Raw genomic sequence first — 17,272 nt, forward strand, 5'->3', positions numbered from 1 at the left:
CGATGAGTTCTGACGCCACAGCGGACGATCCGGTGGTCATCGTCGGGATGGCGGTCGAGGCCCCCGGCGATGTGGACGACGCGGACAGCTATTGGCAGCTGCTGTCTTCCGGGCGAGAGGCACTCGGCGCGTTCCCCGAGGACCGCGGCTGGGCCGTGCGCGACCTGCTCGCGGGCTCGCGCCGTGACGGGTTCAAGCGCATCCACAACCGCGGCGGATTCCTCACCGGCGCCGCACTTTTCGACCCCTCGTTCTTCGGCATCTCGCCACGCGAGGCGGTGGCGATGGATCCGCAGCAGCGCGTCGCGCTGCGCGTGACATGGCGGGCGCTGGAGAACGCCGGGATCAACCCCGATGATCTGGCCGGGCACGACGTCGGCTGCTACATCGGCGCCTCAGGCACCGGGTACGGCCCCGATCTCGCCGAATACTCCGACCTGAGTGGGCATCTGATCACCGGGACGTCGCTGGGCGTGATCTCCGGACGGATCGGCTACCTGCTGGGCCTCGACGGCCCGGCGCTGACGATCGACACGTCGTGCTCGTCGGCGCTGACCGCGTTCCATACCGCCGTGCAGGCACTGCGTTCGGGTGACTGCAGCATGGCGCTCGCCGGCGGTGTGTGCGTGATGGGGTCGCCGGGATACTTCGTCGAATTCGCCAAACAGCACGCCCTCTCCGATGACGGGCACTGCCGGCCCTACAGCGCGCAGGCCAGCGGCACCGTGTGGGCCGAAGGCGCGGGCATGTTCGTGCTGTCACGAAAGTCGGTGGCGCAGCGGGGCGGTCACCGCGTGCTCGCGGAGGTCCGGGCCAGCTGCCTCAACCAGGATGGCCGCAGCACCGGCCTGACCGCGCCGAGCGGGCCGGCGCAGGCGCGGCTGTTCGGCCGTGCGCTCGCTCTCGCCGGTGCCCGGCCCGACCAGATCGGGATGATCGAAGGCCACGGCACCGGAACCAAACTCGGGGACCGCACCGAATTGAACTCGCTGGCGCAGACCTACGGTGCCACCGCGCCCGGCCAGGGCGCGGTCCTGGGCTCGGTGAAATCCAACGTCGGGCACAGCCAGGCCGCCGCGGGGGCGCTGGGACTGGCCAAGGTCCTGGTGTCGGCCGAGCATGCCACCATCCCGGCGAGCCTGCACACCGCGCAGGCCAGCGCCGAAATCGACTGGAGCGCACAGGGCTTACGGCTCGCCACCGCGCACACGCCATGGCCCGCCGTCAACGGTGAGCGCCTTGCGGCGGTCTCGGCGTTCGGCATGAGCGGCACCAACGCGCACGTCGTCGTCGCGATGCCGGAGGGATTGGTGGCGTGATGAGCCTTTCGCACTTTCCCGACGGCCGTGTTCCGGTCCTGCTCAGCGCGCACACCGAAGAACTCCTGGCCGCTGAGGCGACCGGCGTCGCCGACTACCTGGACCGGCATGGTGCCGTAGGCCTGGGCGCGGTGGCTGCGATGCTGCTGCGACTGCGCCGTCGCCGCCGGTTCCGGGCCGTGGTCCGGGCCCATGACGCCGCCGAGCTGGCTGCCGCGCTGCGGGCGCTGGCGGCGGGGGAGGAGCACCCCCTGGTGGCGGTCTCCGCACGGACCGCAGCGCCCCGCACGGCTTTCGTGTTCCCCGGCAACGGCGGCCAATGGCCGTCGATGGGCACCGATGCATACCGGCAGCTGCCGGTGTACCGCGCCGCGGCCGACCGGTGTGCTGCCGCGTTCGTCGCCGCGGGCATCGACTCGCCGCTGGCCTTCCTCGTGGACCCGGCCGGCCGGGAGTGGACGCAAATCCACAGTCAGAGCGCGCAGTTCACGTACGCCGTCGGCCTGACGGCGGTGTGGCGAGAGCTGGGCATCGCGCCCGACGTCACGCTGGGCCACAGCCTCGGTGAGATCGCTGCGGCGTACGTCGCCGGTGCCATCACGCTGGACGAGGCGGTCGCCATCGTCATCGCCCGGGCCGGGGCACTCGACAGCCTGGCCGGCGATTTCGGCGCCGCGAGCCTGGGGATGAGCGTCGACGAAGCGCAGCAAGCGGTTTCGGACGCCGCCGGCTGGATGGAACTGTCCGTGGTCAACTCGTCGGCATCGGTCGTGGTATCCGGCGACCGCAGCGCCGTCGCAGACCTGGTGTCCGACCTGCAATCGCGCGGCCGTTTCGCGCGCGTCATCGCCATGAGCTTCCCGGCGCACACCAGTGCGCTGGATCCGCTGCGCGCACAACTGCTTTCCGGCGTGCCGAAGGCACAGTTCGGCGCCGGCGCGGTGCCGTTCATCGGATCGGTGACCGGCGCGGTGGTCGGCGCGGGTACCGAGTTCGGTGAGTACTGGTACCGAAACCTGCGGAACACCGTGCGCTTCGACCGGGCTGCCGCCGCGGCGCGCGACGACGGCGTCGAGGCCTTCGTCGAGATGTCAGCACACCCGGCGCTGTTGCACGCGCTCGCCGATACCGATGCGGCACTCATCGTCGGTTCGGGACGCCGCGACGAAAACCTCGCCGACGTGCTGTCCGACAACATGGCCACGGTGGCCGTGGCCGACCCCGATTACGACTGGGCCGGACACATCGAGCCGAATCAACCCCTGCTGCACGGATTTCCGCATGCTCCCATGGCGGCGATGCACCTCTGGGCGACTCCCGAACCGCTGCCCCCGGTCGCCGGACTGACGGTCAGTGCCGAGCAGTGGCTGCCGCAGCCGGACGAGACCGTGCCGCTGATCATCCGGCGCGCTGCCGTCGTCGAACTGCCGGGACCGCGCGGTGAGCTCGCCGACCATCTCCGCGACGGTGTGCGGGCCAACCTCGGCACGGTGCTCGTCGAGCCCGCCGACGCCGATCTGCTCATCGTCGTCGCCCCGATGCTCGACCACCCCGATACCGAAGCGGCGGTCACCGACCTCGCCGAGCTGATCGGCTGCGGGCTGTGCGACTACCCGAATGCCATCGGACCGCAATGCACCGACGTATGGCTCGTCACCGTCGGCGGCGAGCACGTGCGCGACGACGAGCCGGTGGCGCTGCCGGCTCAGGCGGCCGTCGCCGCCATGCACCGCAGCATCGGTTTCGATCATCCCGACCAGGCCTTCCGCCACCTCGACCTGGCATCCTGGGAACTCGACGCATCCGCGGCCACCGCCGTCATCGAAACCATGCTGGGCACGGGAACCGAAGTGGCGCTGCGTGATTCAAAGCAGTACCGCCGCGGTCTGCAGGCTCTTCCGGACGTCGATGCACCGCCGCCCGGGCTCCTCGACAACGTGGTGATCACCGGCGGCAACGGTGCGGTCGGCCTGCATTTCGCGCGGACCCTTGCCGCGGCGGGCGCCCGCCGCATCGTGCTGATGAGCCGCAGCGGCACCGGCGCGCAGCAAATGTCCGGCCTCGAGGGCACCGACGTGGTGTCGGTGCAGTGCGACATCACTTCGCCCGCGCAGCTTTCGGCCATCGCGGCGACCCACGGCGGTGACGGTGCGACGCTCGTCATCCATGCGGCCGGCGCGGCCGCATTCGGCACCACGGTCGGCGCGGACGAATTCATCACCACCGCGGCCGCCAAAGTCGGCGGTCTGGCGCGGCTGGCCGAGTACTGGCCGCTGCGTCCGGACGCCCGAATCCTGGTGTGCTCGTCGGTGTCCGGACTGTGGGGCGGGCTCGGTCATGTCGCGTACGCGGCCGTCAACCGCATGCAGGATGTACTGGCCGGGCAGTTCCGCGCCAAGGGCCTCGACTGTGTGGCCGTGCGGTGGGGACTTTGGCCCGGTGCCGGCATCGTCGGTGCCGACGAGGTGGCGCGGATCGAGCGCGCCGGACTGCGGGAGATGGACCCCGACATCGCGATCGATGCGGCTCTCGGAACCGGCGCGCCCGCACCGCTGATCTTCAGCGCTGACGCCGAGCGGCTGGCCACGCTGCTCGGCGGCGCGCCGGTGGAAGCGGAACCGGCTGCACCGCAGCATGTTCCGGAAACCCTTGGCGCCGGTGCCGACGCCGAGGACGTCGTCCGTCATGAACTGTCGGCGGTGCTCAAACTGGGCGACCCCGCCGCCATCGACCTGACCGCGGCCCTGTTCGACCTGGGCCTGGATTCGCTGCTGGCACTGGACCTGCGCAAGCGACTGCGCCGGGGCACCGGCCGGTCCGTGCCGCTGGCCGGGCTGCTCAGCGGCATCACCGGTATCGAACTGGTGGATTTGCTAACCGATAGAACAGAGAAGGTGGAGAGCTAGCGTGACCGAGACCGACATCCGGGACCTGCGCACGCGAGGAGCAAGTGGGGCGGAAGACGCGCGCCTGGAGCTGTTGCGGCGCAAGCTCGCCGAGCGCGGCCTGCGGTCCCAGGGCCAGGCGCAGTCGAACGACGGCACGCCCGTCGTGCCGGTGCTGTCCGACGGCCAGCGCCGGATGTGGTTCGTGCAGACCGCAGACCCTGCTGGGGCACTGCTCAATGTCTGTGTGTCCTTTGCGATCACCGGCGCGCTCGACCACCAGCGTCTGCGGGAGGCGGTGCACGCGGTGGCCGGCCGCCACCCGGTCCTGCGCACCACCTACCGGGCCGACGCGACGGGCGAACCCGGGCTGACGGTCCACGACGACCTGGCGCCGGGCTGGAGCACGCACGACCTCAGCGAGCTGTCCGAATCGTCACGCGCCCTGCGGCTCGAGGTGCTGGCACAGCGGGAGTTCGGCACGCCGTTCCAGCTCGACACCGAATCACCCTTGCGGATCAGTCTGATTCGCACCGGGACCGACGAGCACATCATGCTGCTCACCGCACACCACATCGCCTGGGACGACGCCTCGTGGCAGGTCTTCTTCGCCGACCTCACGCGCGCGTACGAGGGCGAGCAGCTGGCCGAGGTGATTCCGGCCGCGGTGCCCGCGCACGACCACACCGAGGAACTCGAGTACTGGCGTTCGGTGCTCGCCGATCCGCCTGAGCCCCTGGAACTTCCGGGCCCGCACGGCTCGCTCGTGCCGACCGGTCACCGCTCGCAGCGCGTCACCCGGCGCATCGACGCCGACACCGTGGCCCGGATTTCCGAGCTGGCCCGCCAGACCGGCGCCACTCCGTACACCGTGCTGCTCGCGGCGTTCGGCACTCTGCTGCACCGCTACACCCACGCCGACGACATCCTGGTCGCCACCCCGGTCCTGAACCGCAGCGGCGGCACCGAGGACGCACTGGGCTACTACGGCAACACCGTGGCGCTGCGGCTGCGACCCGAAGCGCGCCAGAGTTTCGGCGAGTTCGTCACGCAGGCCAAGGACACCACGCACGGGGCCTTCGCACATCAGCAGATCAACCTGGACCGCGTGGTGCGCGAGCTGAACCCGGACCGCCGCCACGGTGTGGAGCGGTTGGCCCGGGTGTCGTTCGGCGCCCGCGAGGCCGACGGCCGTGGCTTCAGCCCGTCCGGGATCACCTGCCGCCGGGCCGAGTACCGGGGGCACCAGACCCAGCTGCCGCTGGGCTTCATGGTGGAATTCGACGACGACGGCGCACTGGTCGAGGCGGAGTACCTGACCGAAATCCTCGACGCCGCACTGGCCGACCAACTGCTGCGGCACTACGTGGTGCTGCTGGAGTCCGCGCTGACCGACCCGGCCCGGGCGCTCGCCGAGCTCGATCTGATGGACGAGCACGATGCCGACTGGCTGCGCCGGATGGCCACCGGCGAACAGTTCAGCACCCCGGACACGACGCTGGCCGCGCTGATCGAAGCCCAGGCCGCGCGCACCCCGGACTCGGTCGCCGTCGCGTACGAGGGCCGGTACTACACCTATCGCGAACTCAACGCCGAGGCGAACCGGTTGGCGCACTGGCTGATCGGCCAGGGCATCGGCACGGAGGACCGTGTCGCGGTGCTGCTGGAGAAGTCGCTCGAGCTGGTGATCACGGCGCTGGCCATCGTCAAGGCCGGCGGTGTGTACCTGCCGGTCGACCCGACCTACCCTGAGGACCGGCTGTCGTTCATCCTGAGCGACGGCGACCCGAAACTGGTCATCCGCGAGCCGTTCACGGACTTCGACGGCCTGCGGGACGACAACCCGACCGATGCCGATCGGGTTCGGCCGCTCACGGCGGCCAACACCGCCTACCTGATCTACACCTCGGGTTCGACAGGGCTGCCCAAGGGCGTCCCGGTACCGCACCGCCCGGTCGCCGAATATTTCGTGTGGTTCGTCGACGAATACCAGATCGACGCCGACGAGCGCCTGCTGCAGGTGGCCTCGCCGAGCTTCGACGTATCCATCGCCGAGGTGTTCGGCATGCTGGCCTGCGGTGCGCGCCTGGTCATTCCGCGCCCGGGCGGCCTCAACGACATCGGGTACCTGACCGAACTGCTGCGCACCGAGGGCATCACCTCGATGCACTTCGTGCCCTCGCTGCTGGGGCTGTTCCTGTCCCTGCCGGGCGTCAACGAATGGCGCAGCCTCAAGCGGGTGCCGATCGGTGGCGAAGCGCTGCCGGGCGAGATTGCCGACAAGTTCCACGCCACGTTCGACGCGCTGCTGCACAACTTCTACGGACCGACCGAGACGGTCATCAACGCCAGCCGGTACCGTGTCGAGGGCAAGCAGGGCACCCGCATCGTGCCGATCGGCAAGCCCAAGATCAACACGCAGATGCACCTGCTGGACGATGCCTTGCGCCCCGTTCCGGTCGGCGTCATCGGCGAGATCTACATCGGCGGAACCCATGTCGCGCACGGTTACCACCAGCGCCCGGGCCTGACTGCCGAGCGTTTCGTCGCCGACCCGTTCACGCCGGGCGGCCGGCTGTACCGCTCCGGCGACCTGGCCCGGCTCAATGCCGATGGTGACATCGAGTTCGTCGGCCGCGCCGACGAGCAGGTCAAGATCCGCGGTTTCCGCATCGAACTCGGCGAGATCGCCGCCGCCATCGCGGTGGACCCCAGCGTCGGCCAGGCCGTCGTCGTGGCGAGCGACTTGCCCGGGCTGGGCAAGAGCCTCGTCGGCTACCTCACCCCGGCCGAGCGCGGCGACCTGGAATCGGTTGACGTGCAACGGATCAAGGCGCGGGTGGCGGCCGCGCTGCCGGAGTACATGGTGCCGGCCGGTTACGTCGTACTCGATGAAATCCCGATCACCGCGCACGGCAAGATCGACCGCCGCGCGCTGCCCGATCCGGACATCCAGTCCCGCACCGCATTCCGCGAACTGACGACTGACACCGAGCGGAAGGTCGCCGAGCTGTTCGCCGACCTGCTCGGCGTCGAGCAGGTCGGTGCCGACGACTCCTTCTTCGAACTCGGCGGACACTCGCTGCTGGCCACGAAGCTCGTCGCGGCGATCCGGGCTCGGTGCAACGCCGACATCGGCGTGCGTGAGGTGTTCGAGCTGGGCACCGTCGCCGAGATCGCTGCCCGGGTCGACACCGGGGCGCCGCGCAACCGCCCGCCGCTGCTCGCGATCGAGCACACCGGCCCGCGCCAGATGTCGGCATCGCAACTGCGCCAATGGTTCCAGTACCGCATCGACGGTCCCGGACCGGTCAACAACATCCCGTTCGCGGCCCGGATCACCGGCCCGTGCGACGTCGACGCCTTCGTCGCCGCGCTCGGTGACCTGGTCGAGCGCCACGAGGTGCTGCGCACCACCTACACCGAAATCGACGGCGTGCCATACCAGGTCGTGAACGACCCGGCGCCGCTGCCGGTGCGCCGCGCGCGCGGCGCCGACGAGGAGTGGTTGCAGGCCGAACTCGACGCCGAACGCCGCTACGTGTTCGATCTGGAAGCGCAGTGGCCGATCCGGGCCGCGGTGCTGTCCATCCCGGGGCAGCACGTGCTGTCGATCATGGTGCACCACATCGCCGCCGACCACTGGTCGGCCGGCGTGCTGTTCACCGACCTGGTCACCGCCTACCGGGCGCGCCTCGAGCAGCGGGCTCCCGAGTTCGCGCCGCTGCCGGTGCAGTACTCGGACTACGCGTCCTGGCAGGCAGCGCTGCTGGCCGACGAGTCGGGAACTCTTGCCGCGCAACGGGACTACTGGCGCGGCCAGTTGGCCGAACCGCCCGCCGACCCGGGTCTGCGTCCCGATTTCACGCGGCCGCCGGTGCTCTCGGGCGAGGGTGCGTCGGTGCCGTTCGTCGTCGCTCCCGAGGTGCGGACCAAGCTGACGGCGCTGACCCGCGAACTCGGTATCACGGACTTCATGCTGCTGCAGTCCGCGGTGGCGGTGGCGCTCGCGAAATCGGGTGAGGGGCTAGACATTCCGCTCGGCACCCCGGTGGCCGGGCGTACCGAGGCCGAACTCGACGCACTGGTGGGCTTCTTCATCAACATCCTGGTCCTGCGCAACGACCTAAGCGGCGATCCCACGCTGCGCGAGATTCTGGTCCGGGCCCGGGACACCGCGCTGGCCGCGTACGCGCACCAGGACCTGCCGTTCGATCACGTCGTCGACGCCGTGAGCCCGGCCCGGTCGCTGTCACGCAACCCGCTGTTCGGCGTCGTCGTGCATGTGCGCGAGGACCTGCCCACCGACCACGTCATCGATTCCCGCGCCGACGGCGACACCACGTTCACCGCGCTCGAGCCGACGTTCGACGTGGCACACGCTGACCTGTCGGTGAATTTCTTTGCCACCCAGGACGGTTACCGCGGGCACCTGATCTACCGCACCGATCTGTACACGGCGGAAACCGCGCAGCGCCTCGCCGACCGGCTGGTCCGGGTCATCACCGGCATCGCCGAGAACGCCGATCAGCGGCTGCGGGACCTGCGGGTCGATGAAGCCGTCCAAGGCAATGACGGGGTGCAGGTGCTCGACGAGTGGCGCCAGCCCGTGGGCGTCGGCGTGGTCGGCGACATCTACCAGGATTCGGAGCCCACGGGCGACCGCGGCAGGTGGCTGGCCGACGGACAACTCGAGCGCATCGAGGCCCTCCAGTTGCGCGCAGCGCGCACCGAGTCGGCAGTGGCCGAGCCCGCGCGTACCGACACCGAACGGGCCCTCATCGCCCTGCTGGCCGAGGTGCTCGACGCCGAAGCCGAGATCGGCCGGGGCGACGACTACTTCAGCCTCGGTGGTGACAGCATCAAGGCCGTGCAGCTGGCGGCGCGGGGCCGCGACGCGGGCATGAAGCTCACGGCCCGGATGGTCTTCGAGTACCCGACGGTGTACGAGTTGGCCGCGGCGATCGACGCCCGGTCATCGGCGGAAACCCAAGGGGCACAGGGTGAAGACCGTGAGCACGCACCGATGACGGTGTCGGGCCTGTCCGCCGACGAACTCGCCGAGCTGACCGCATCGTTCGCGTCATCGTGGACCGCGCCGCAGGAGCCGCAGTGACAACACTGCAACCGGCGCCCGTCATCGAGGATGTCCTGGCGCTCAGCCCGCTGCAGCAGGGGCTGTACTCGATGGCTCAACTCGATCAGGCGGATGACCCATATCTGATCGCGATGTCCGCCGACATCGACGGCGACGTGGATGCGGCGCTGCTGCGGGACTGCGCGGCGGCACTGCTGGTGCGTCACCCCAACCTGCGGGCCAGCTTCGTGCAGGCCGGAGCCCGCACGGTGCAGGTGATCCCGAGTGCGGTCGACCTGCCGTGGCGGCAGCTCACCGCCGCGTCACCCGACGCCGCCGACGACCTCGAAGCGCAGGAACGGCGCCGACCGTTCAGCCTGGAGCGCGGTCCGGCGATCCGGTTTCTGCTGATCGAAATGCCCGAACGGCATTGGCGTTTCGCGGTCATCGCACACCACATCGTCATCGATGGGTGGTCGCTTCCGTTGTTCGTCGGCGAACTGCTCGCGCTGTACGCCGCCGGCGGTGACATCTCCGTGCTGCCTGCCGCGCCGCGCCCGTACCGCGACTACATCGGGTGGCTTGCGGCGCGCGACCCGGAGGTCAGCCGCCGCCGGTGGCAGCAGCACCTGGCCGGGCTCGACGGCCCGACGATGCTGGCTCCGGCGCTCGGCTCCGGTGAACTCGGCGACGACCTGCCCCACACCACCGAAGTCAAGGCGTCCGCGGGCGAGACGCACCGTCTGGTCGAGGCGGCGCGGGCGCGCGGCGTCACGGTCAACACCCTCACCCAGATGGCTTGGGCGGCAATCCTGTCCGTGCTCACCGACCGGCGTGACGTCGTCTTCGGCGTCACGGTCTCGGGCCGGCCGGGGGAGCTGGCCGGCGTCGAGTCGATGGTAGGTCTCTTCATCAACACCGTGCCGCTGCGAGTTCGGCTGGACCCGCTGCGCCGCGTCGGCGAGCAGTGCCTGGCCCTGCAGCGGGACGCCGCAGAGCTGCGCGAGCACAGCTACCTGTCGCACACCGAGCTGCGCACGCTCGGCGGTGTCGGCGAACTGTTCGACAGCCTCCTGGTCTATGAGAACTTCCCTCCGGGTGGCCTCGTCGGCAGCGGCGAATTCGACGTCCGCGGAGCCACTTTCCGGCCCCGGGCGCTGCAGAGCCTGGCGCATTTCCCGGTGACTGTCGCAGCGCACCTGACCGACGGCGAACTGACCATCCTGGTCGAGACGAAAGACGGTGCCACCGGGCTGGTTCCACCGGAGAGCCTCGGCCGGCAGGTGCTCGCGGTGCTGCAGCGCCTCGTCGACGGCTGGGACCGCCCGTTGCGCGACGTCGGTATCAACCTGGCGGCACCCGAGGTGGCAGCGCGTCCCGACACCACCGAAACCGGTGGCATCCACGAGAAGTTCACCGCCACCGCGCGCAGCAAGCCGGGTTCGGTGGCGCTGACCTATGACGGCGGCGCCCTGACCTTCCGCGGTCTCGACGAGGCGTCCGACCGCGTCGCCACCGAACTGCGGCGCCGCGGCGTGGGGACCGAGACGCCGGTGCCGGTGCTGCTGCGCCGGGGGCCCGACTACGTGGTCGCGATGCTCGGTGTGCTCAAGGCCGGTGGGTTGATCGTGCCGCTGGATCCGTCGATGCCCGCCGACCGGATCGCGGAGATCCTGGGCCAGACCAACGCGTCGGTGATCGTGGACGACGCCCTGCTGGCCGCGGCGGGCAACCAGCCCACCGGCGAATTCGACCCGGTGCCTACACATCCCGGTCAGGGCGCCTACATCGTGTTCACGTCGGGTACCACCGGCAAGCCCAAGGGCGTCATCGGTACCCACGCCGCGGTGCTGGCCTACGCCGCCGACCATGCCGACCGGGTACTGCACCCGGCGGTGGCGAAAGCCGGTCGGCCACTTCGGGTCGCGCACGCCTGGTCGTTCACCTTCGACGCGGCCTGGCAGCCGTTGGCCGCGCTGCTGGACGGCCACGGTCTGCACATCGTCAGTGACGAGGTGCAGCGTGATGCCGAGGCATTGGTGGCGACCATCGGGCAGTACGGCGTCGACCTGATCGACACCACGCCGTCGATGTTCACGCAGCTGCAGGCCGAAGGTCTGCTGACGACGGTGCCGCTGACGGCGCTGGCGCTGGGCGGCGAAGCCGTCGACCCGAACGCGTGGGCCGCCATCCGCAACGAGTGCGACCGCACCGGCATGTCGGCCTACAACTGTTACGGCCCAACCGAAACCACGGTCGAAGCCGTCGTGGCCGCATTCACCGAGCACGACACACCCTCGATCGGACGCCCGACGACCGCGACGCGCGCCTACGTCCTCGACGCCTGGCTGCGGCCGGTGCCGGACGGTGTCACCGGTGAGCTCTACCTGGCCGGTGGGCAGCTCACGCGCGGCTACCTGGGCCGTGCCGGCGAGACCGCCACGCGATTCGTCGCCGACCCGAACGCGCGCGGCGCGCGGATGTACCGGACCGGCGACGTGGTCCGCCGCGACCCCGTCACCGGTGGCCTGCAATTCCAGGGGCGGTCCGATGATCAGGTGAAGATTCGCGGCTTCCGGGTGGAACCCGGTGAAGTCGCCGCGGTCTTGCACGCGCACCCGGGCGTGCGGCACGCGCACGTCACCGTCCGCCGGCACGGCAGTGGGCCGCGCCTGGTCGCCTATGTCGCCGGTGCGGCATCCGCCACCGAGCTGCGGCGCATGCTGACGTCCCGGCTGCCGAGATACCTGGTGCCGCACCACATCATCGCCGTGGACGAGATTCCGCTGACGGTCAACGGCAAAGTCGACGACGCCGCATTGGCCGCGATGGATGCCGCCGCCGGCACCGGGCAGGCCGCAGCTCCGGCCACCGCGACCGAACTGGCCGTGGCCGTGTTGTTCGCCGATGTCCTGGAGGTGGCCGATCCGGCCGGACTCGACGTCACCGCCGATTTCCTCGATCTGGGGCTCGACAGCATTGTCGCGCTGTCGGTGGTTCAGGCCGCGCGCCGCCGCGGTCTGGCCGTGCGTGCGCGGATGATGCTGGATTGCACCAGCATTCGCGAACTGGCCGACGAGCTGGACGCCGAGAACGAACTGGCCGCCACGGCGGTCGAGGAGGCGGGCCCGGTACCCGTGCTGCCCAACGTGCATTGGCTGTATCAGTACGGGGACGGCCGCCGCCTGGCCCAGACCCAGGCGGTGCGGCTACCGGATGCCATGACCGCCGAGCAGTTGACCACGTTGCTGGACAACGTCATTGCCGCACATCCGGCCCTGCGCAGCCGTCTGGACCGGGCCACCATGACCCTGGTCGACCATCCGGTGGACAGCGTCCTGTCCGAGGTCAGCATCGACGGTGACGTCGTGGCCGCGGTCGCCGAGCAGACCGATCTCGCGGTCGGACGGCTCGACCCGGAGCAGGGCCGCCTGCTGCAGGCGGTGCTGCTGAACACCGAGTCCGACGGCAAGGTGCTGGTCCTGAGCGCGCATGTGCTCGCCGTCGACCCGGCGTCCTGGCGAATTGTGCTCGGCGAGCTGGAAAACGGCTGGCACGCACTGAATTCCGGTGCCCAACCGGCCACCATCCGCGAACACACCAGTTATCGGGCCTGGTCGCGGCTGCTCGCCCAACGGGCGCAGGATCTCGACACGGTGGACTTCTGGGAAGCGCAGGTCTCCGGCCCGGATCCCGCACTCGGCAGCCGCCGGGTGCGACCCGAGACCGACTGTGCCGCACACGTCGTGGTCGCGATGGCGATCATCGACCCGGATCTGACGGCGCGCCTGCTCGGGGCCGGCCAACCGGTCACCGATCTGCTGGCCGCCGTGACCGCTCGCACGATCACCCGCTTTCGGCACCGCCGCGGCCAGGACACACCCGCTCCGCTGGTGGCGCTGGAGACCCACGGTCGTGCGGACACCGTCGTCTCCGGCGACGAGGTCGACACCGGCGACACCGTCGGACTGTTCAGCGCCATCTACCCGGTGCGGATCAGTTCCGAAGCCCCGCACCAGGTCAGCGCCGAGATCGCCGCGGTCCCCGGCCATGGCATCGACTTCGGGCTGCTGCGCTACCTGCGTTCGGATACCGCCGAGCGGTTGTCGGCCCACCCGGAACCTCAGGTGCTGCTGAACTACCTGGGCCGGGTACACCTCGGGGCCAGCGGTGCCGCACTGCAACTCGACGGTGCGCTGCTGGCCGGCGCATCACCGGTACCCGAACCGAATTACGCCGTGCACCACGAGCTGACCCTGATGGCGGGCATCGTCGACCATGAGGGCACCACGATGCTCGGTGTCCAATGGCGCACGGTGCCAGACATTCTCAGCGCAGACGACATTGCCGAATTGCAACAGCTGTGGGAATCGCAGCTCAGGGAAGTGGTGAAATGAGCGAGACCCGAAATACCTTGGCCGTCATCGGCGCCGGCGCCAAAGCGGTCGCCGTGGCCGCCAAGGCCGCCGAACTGCGGGCCATGGGCATGGACGCGCCCGACGTCATCGCGGTGGAACGCCTCGGCGTCGGCGCCAACTGGCAGGCCGCGGGCGGCTGGACCGACGGCCGGCACCGGCTGGGCACCGGCCCCGAGAAGGACGTCGGCTTCCCGTACCGGTCGGCGCTCGTGCCGCGCCGCAACGTCGAACTCGACGAACGGATGATGCGGCACAGCTGGCAGTCGTACCTGATCTCCACGGGACAGTTCGCCGAATGGATCGACCGCGGCCGGCCCGCTCCCACGCACCGGCGCTGGAGCCAGTACCTGGCGTGGGTGGCGGAAAGTGTTGCCATGCAGGTGGTCACGGGCGAAGTCACCCAGCTGTCGGTGGACGGCGACCAGTGGGTGCTGCACTGCCGCGATCAGCAGGTGCGCGCCGACGGCGTGATGATCACCGGACCCGGACAGGCCGAGCGCTCCATCCTGCCGGGGCATCCTCGGGTGCTGTCGATCGCTCAGTTCTGGCACCGCGTCGCGCAGGACGAGCGCATCAACGCCGAGCGCGTCGCCGTCATCGGCGGTGGCGAAACCGCTGCCACCATGCTCGATGAGCTGTTCTCGCACCGGGTTTCGACCATCACGGTGATCTCCCCGGGCGTCACGCTGTTCACCCGCGGCGAGGGCTACTTCGAGAACACCCTGTTCTCCGACCCGACGGGTTGGGCCGGGCTCAGCATCTCCGAACGCCGGGATGCCATGGCCCGCACCGACCGTGGCGTGTTCTCCGCCCGCGTCCAGGACTCGCTGCTGGCCGACGACCGCATCCGGCACCTGCGCGGCCGCGTCGCCCATGCCGTGCCCCGCGAAGACCGAATCCGGTTGACCCTGCAGACCGAACGCGACTCCGGCTGCCTGGAGACGGTGCATGGCTTCGACCTGGTGATCGACGGTTCCGGTGCCGATTCCATGTGGTTCGCGCCGCTGCTGAGTCAGGACGCGTTGGACGTGTTGGAGCTCGGCATCGGTGCGCCGCTGTCGGCCGACGCGCTGCAGCGGTCCATCGGCTACGACCTTGCCGTCAGCGGCGTCACGCCGAAGTTGTTCCTGCCCAGCCTGTCCTGGCTCACGCAGGGCCCCGGATTCCCCAACCTCAGCTGCCTCGGTCTGCTCAGCGACCGCGTGCTGGGTGCCGAATATTCCACTCCATCCGTGAGGAGAAGCGATGAGCAGCAATCCGTTCGATGACGAGAACGGTTCGTTCTACGTCCTGATCAACGACGAAGAGCAGCACAGCCTCTGGCCGGTGTTCGCCGACGTGCCCGCCGGCTGGCGGGTGGTGTTCGGTGAGACCACGCGCGCCGACTGCCTGGCCTACGTCGAAGAGACCTGGGCCGACATCCGGCCCAAGACTTTGCGCGATTCTCTGGTCGGCTGAGCCGACGCGGCGAGCCGGTCGACCACGCTGCCCCTAATTGGTCCTGTAATCAGGGCGCACTTTTCCGAGTGCGATGCGCCGTCACTTCAGGATCAACGAGCCCGGGCGCCGAAATCGAGTTGACCCTGCGTTGTGGGCGCGGTTGTGCGAGTACGCCTCAGCGGAGGCGGGATCAGCGGCCGGCACCACGTTCGTTTGTCCCGGTAAAGTCGGATGGCCAGAGCTGACCAGGGGAGTGCAGCAATGACGTATCCGGATCCGCGGTATCCGCAGCAACCGCCGCGGCAGCCGTACGCCCAGCAGCCGTACCCCTACGCGCCGCAGCCGTACCAACAGCCCTACGGCTACCCACAGCAACCGCCCCCGCCGCAGGACAACGGCAACTCCGCAGGCTGGCACGCCGCGAGCATCGCGCTCGCCACGTTGTTCCGCGGCACCTACCGGCTGGGTGGCAGCGCCCGCAGCCGCGTCGTCACAGCGTTGCTGTGTATGGGCATCGGGCTCGTCGCGCTGGTGCTCGTCGTGCTGGTCGGCACGTACCTGCGCTAGCGCGCGTTCATTCGCCGGTGGGCGAAAGCTGCTGCGACAGGGGCACATCCATGTCGTACACCCGGGCGTGCAGCACGACCCGGTTCCGCAGCGCGGACCGCACCGCACGGTGCAGGCCGTCTTCCAGGTAGATCGTGCCCTGCCAGCGCACGGCATGCGGGAACAGATCGCCGTAGAACGTCGAATCCTCGGACAGCAGCCGGTCCAGGGCGAGCACCGTCGTCGTGGTGACGATTTCATCGAGACGCAGCTGGCGCGGCGGAATCTGGGCCCATTCGCGGTAGCTCAGCCCATGCTCCGGGTAGGGCTTCCCGTCGCGTACCCCTTTGAAAATCATGAGTAGATCACTCTGCAAGCTCCCCGTGAGCCGAGCGGGTCCGCGGTGACAGCATCGGCATACAGCTGACCCTAGCGGGTAGACCGGGCGTTTGCCGAGGCATCCGGCCACCAGATACCCCCGAATGACGTCGGTCGCCCGCCCGAATCCATCGTCACCGTAAAATGGCGGTGGAACTGGAGGTGACGAATGGGTAGTGCCGACGACCGTCGCTTTGAAGTGCTGCGTGCCATCGTTGCCGACTTCGTCTCCACCAAGGAGCCCATCGGCTCCAAGACGCTCGTCGAGCGCCACAACCTCGGCGTTTCGAGTGCCACGGTCCGCAACGACATGGCCGTTCTGGAGGCCGAGGGCTACATCACGCAGCCGCACACCAGCTCGGGCCGGGTGCCCACGGAGAAGGGCTACCGCGAGTTCGTCGACCGCATCGACGACGTCAAACCCCTGTCGTCCAGCGAGCGCCGGGCCATCCTGAGTTTCCTCGAATCCGGCGTCGACCTCGACGACGTGCTGCGCCGCGCCGTGCGGCTGCTCGCGCAGCTGACGCGACAGGTCGCCATCGTGCAGTACCCCACGCTGTCGCGCTCCACGGTCCGCCATCTGGAGGTCGTGGCGCTCACCCCGGCCCGGCTGTTGCTGGTGGTCATCACCGATACCGGACGGGTTGACCAGCGCGTCGTCGAGCTCGGCGACTCCATCGGTGAGCACGAGCTGTCGCAGCTGCGGGAGCGGCTCGGTGCGGCCCTGGAGGGCAAGCTGCTGTCGGCCGCGTCGATCGCGGTGGCCGACCTGGCATCGCAGATGGACGGGCACGGCGGCCTGGGCGACGCGGTGGGCCGCGCGGCGACGGTCTTGGTCGAGACGCTGGTCGAGCACCAGGAGGAGCGGCTGTTGCTCGGCGGCACCGCCAACCTGACGCGCAACACGGCCGATTTCGGCGGGTCCCTGCGGTCGGTGCTGGAGGCGCTGGAGGAGCAGGTCGTGGTCCTGCGGTTGCTGGCCGCCCAGCAGGAGGCAGGTAAAGTCACGGTACGCATCGGCCACGAAACCGAGGCCGAGCAGATGGCTGGGACGTCCGTCGTGAGCACCGCCTATGGCAGTTTGGGCAAGGTTTACGGCGGCATGGGCGTGGTGGGCCCCACCCGGATGGACTATCCGGGGACCATCGCCAACGTCGCGGCCGTCGCCCGGTACATAGGCGAGGTACTGGGCACCCGGTGAGGGTGCCC

At 69.7% G+C, this 17,272-nt stretch carries 9 protein-coding genes; 8 read left to right on the forward strand and 1 reads right to left on the reverse strand.

The genetic code is table 11. The features are described from left to right. The first annotated feature begins 2 nt into the window (after positions 1-2). The 7 genes from BR47_RS0110120 to BR47_RS0110150 all read left to right on the forward strand — a co-directional run bounded on the left by BR47_RS0110120 (position 3) and on the right by BR47_RS0110150 (position 15,706). A complete protein-coding gene (locus tag BR47_RS0110120; protein ID WP_029105371.1) occupies positions 3-1,319 on the forward strand; it encodes a beta-ketoacyl [acyl carrier protein] synthase domain-containing protein in 1,317 nt (438 codons plus the stop codon). Continuing rightward, positions 1,319-4,225, forward strand: a complete 2,907-nt coding sequence (gene mbtD, locus BR47_RS0110125; RefSeq protein WP_029119431.1) for a mycobactin polyketide synthase MbtD — start codon at positions 1,319-1,321, stop codon at positions 4,223-4,225. Before BR47_RS0110120 ends, mbtD begins: the two co-directional genes overlap by 1 nt. A 1-nt stretch (position 4,226) precedes the next feature. Continuing rightward, complete coding sequence (locus tag BR47_RS0110130; RefSeq protein WP_051634714.1) at positions 4,227-9,320, forward strand: non-ribosomal peptide synthetase; 5,094 nt, start codon at positions 4,227-4,229, stop codon at positions 9,318-9,320. Continuing rightward, the gene (locus BR47_RS0110135) at positions 9,317-13,678 is read left to right on the forward strand and encodes a non-ribosomal peptide synthetase (protein WP_029119433.1); all 4,362 of its coding nucleotides are present in this window, start codon (positions 9,317-9,319) and stop codon (positions 13,676-13,678) included. The genes BR47_RS0110130 and BR47_RS0110135 overlap by 4 nt, the downstream gene beginning before the upstream one ends. Further along, a complete protein-coding gene (mbtG, locus tag BR47_RS0110140; RefSeq protein ID WP_029119434.1) occupies positions 13,675-14,967 on the forward strand; it encodes an NADPH-dependent L-lysine N(6)-monooxygenase MbtG in 1,293 nt (430 codons plus the stop codon). Before BR47_RS0110135 ends, mbtG begins: the two co-directional genes overlap by 4 nt. After that, positions 14,945-15,157 carry an MbtH family protein gene (locus tag BR47_RS0110145; protein ID WP_029119435.1) on the forward strand — a complete coding sequence of 71 codons (213 nt, stop codon included), beginning with the start codon at positions 14,945-14,947 and terminating at the stop codon, positions 15,155-15,157. The genes mbtG and BR47_RS0110145 overlap by 23 nt, the downstream gene beginning before the upstream one ends. Positions 15,158-15,400: 243 nt before the next feature. Next, positions 15,401-15,706 (forward strand): hypothetical protein, encoded by a 306-nt coding sequence (locus BR47_RS0110150; RefSeq protein ID WP_029119436.1) that lies wholly within the window; start codon positions 15,401-15,403, stop codon positions 15,704-15,706. Positions 15,707-15,713: 7 nt separating this feature from the next. On the opposite strand, the gene BR47_RS0110155 is transcribed toward BR47_RS0110150, so the two are convergent. Further along, complete coding sequence (locus BR47_RS0110155) at positions 15,714-16,043, reverse strand: type II toxin-antitoxin system VapB family antitoxin (protein ID WP_020102098.1); 330 nt, start codon at positions 16,041-16,043, stop codon at positions 15,714-15,716. 189 nt (positions 16,044-16,232) lie between these two features. Here BR47_RS0110155 and hrcA point away from each other — a divergent pair, with 189 nt between their 5' ends. Next, on the forward strand, positions 16,233-17,264 hold the full coding sequence (gene hrcA, locus BR47_RS0110160; RefSeq protein ID WP_020102097.1) for a heat-inducible transcriptional repressor HrcA: 1,032 nt from the start codon (positions 16,233-16,235) through the stop codon (positions 17,262-17,264). Positions 17,265-17,272 lie beyond the last annotated feature (8 nt).

Origin of the sequence: Mycobacterium sp. UNC410CL29Cvi84, from assembly GCF_000686745.1 — a bacterium.
Lineage (GTDB): Bacteria > Actinomycetota > Actinomycetes > Mycobacteriales > Mycobacteriaceae > Mycobacterium > Mycobacterium mucogenicum_B.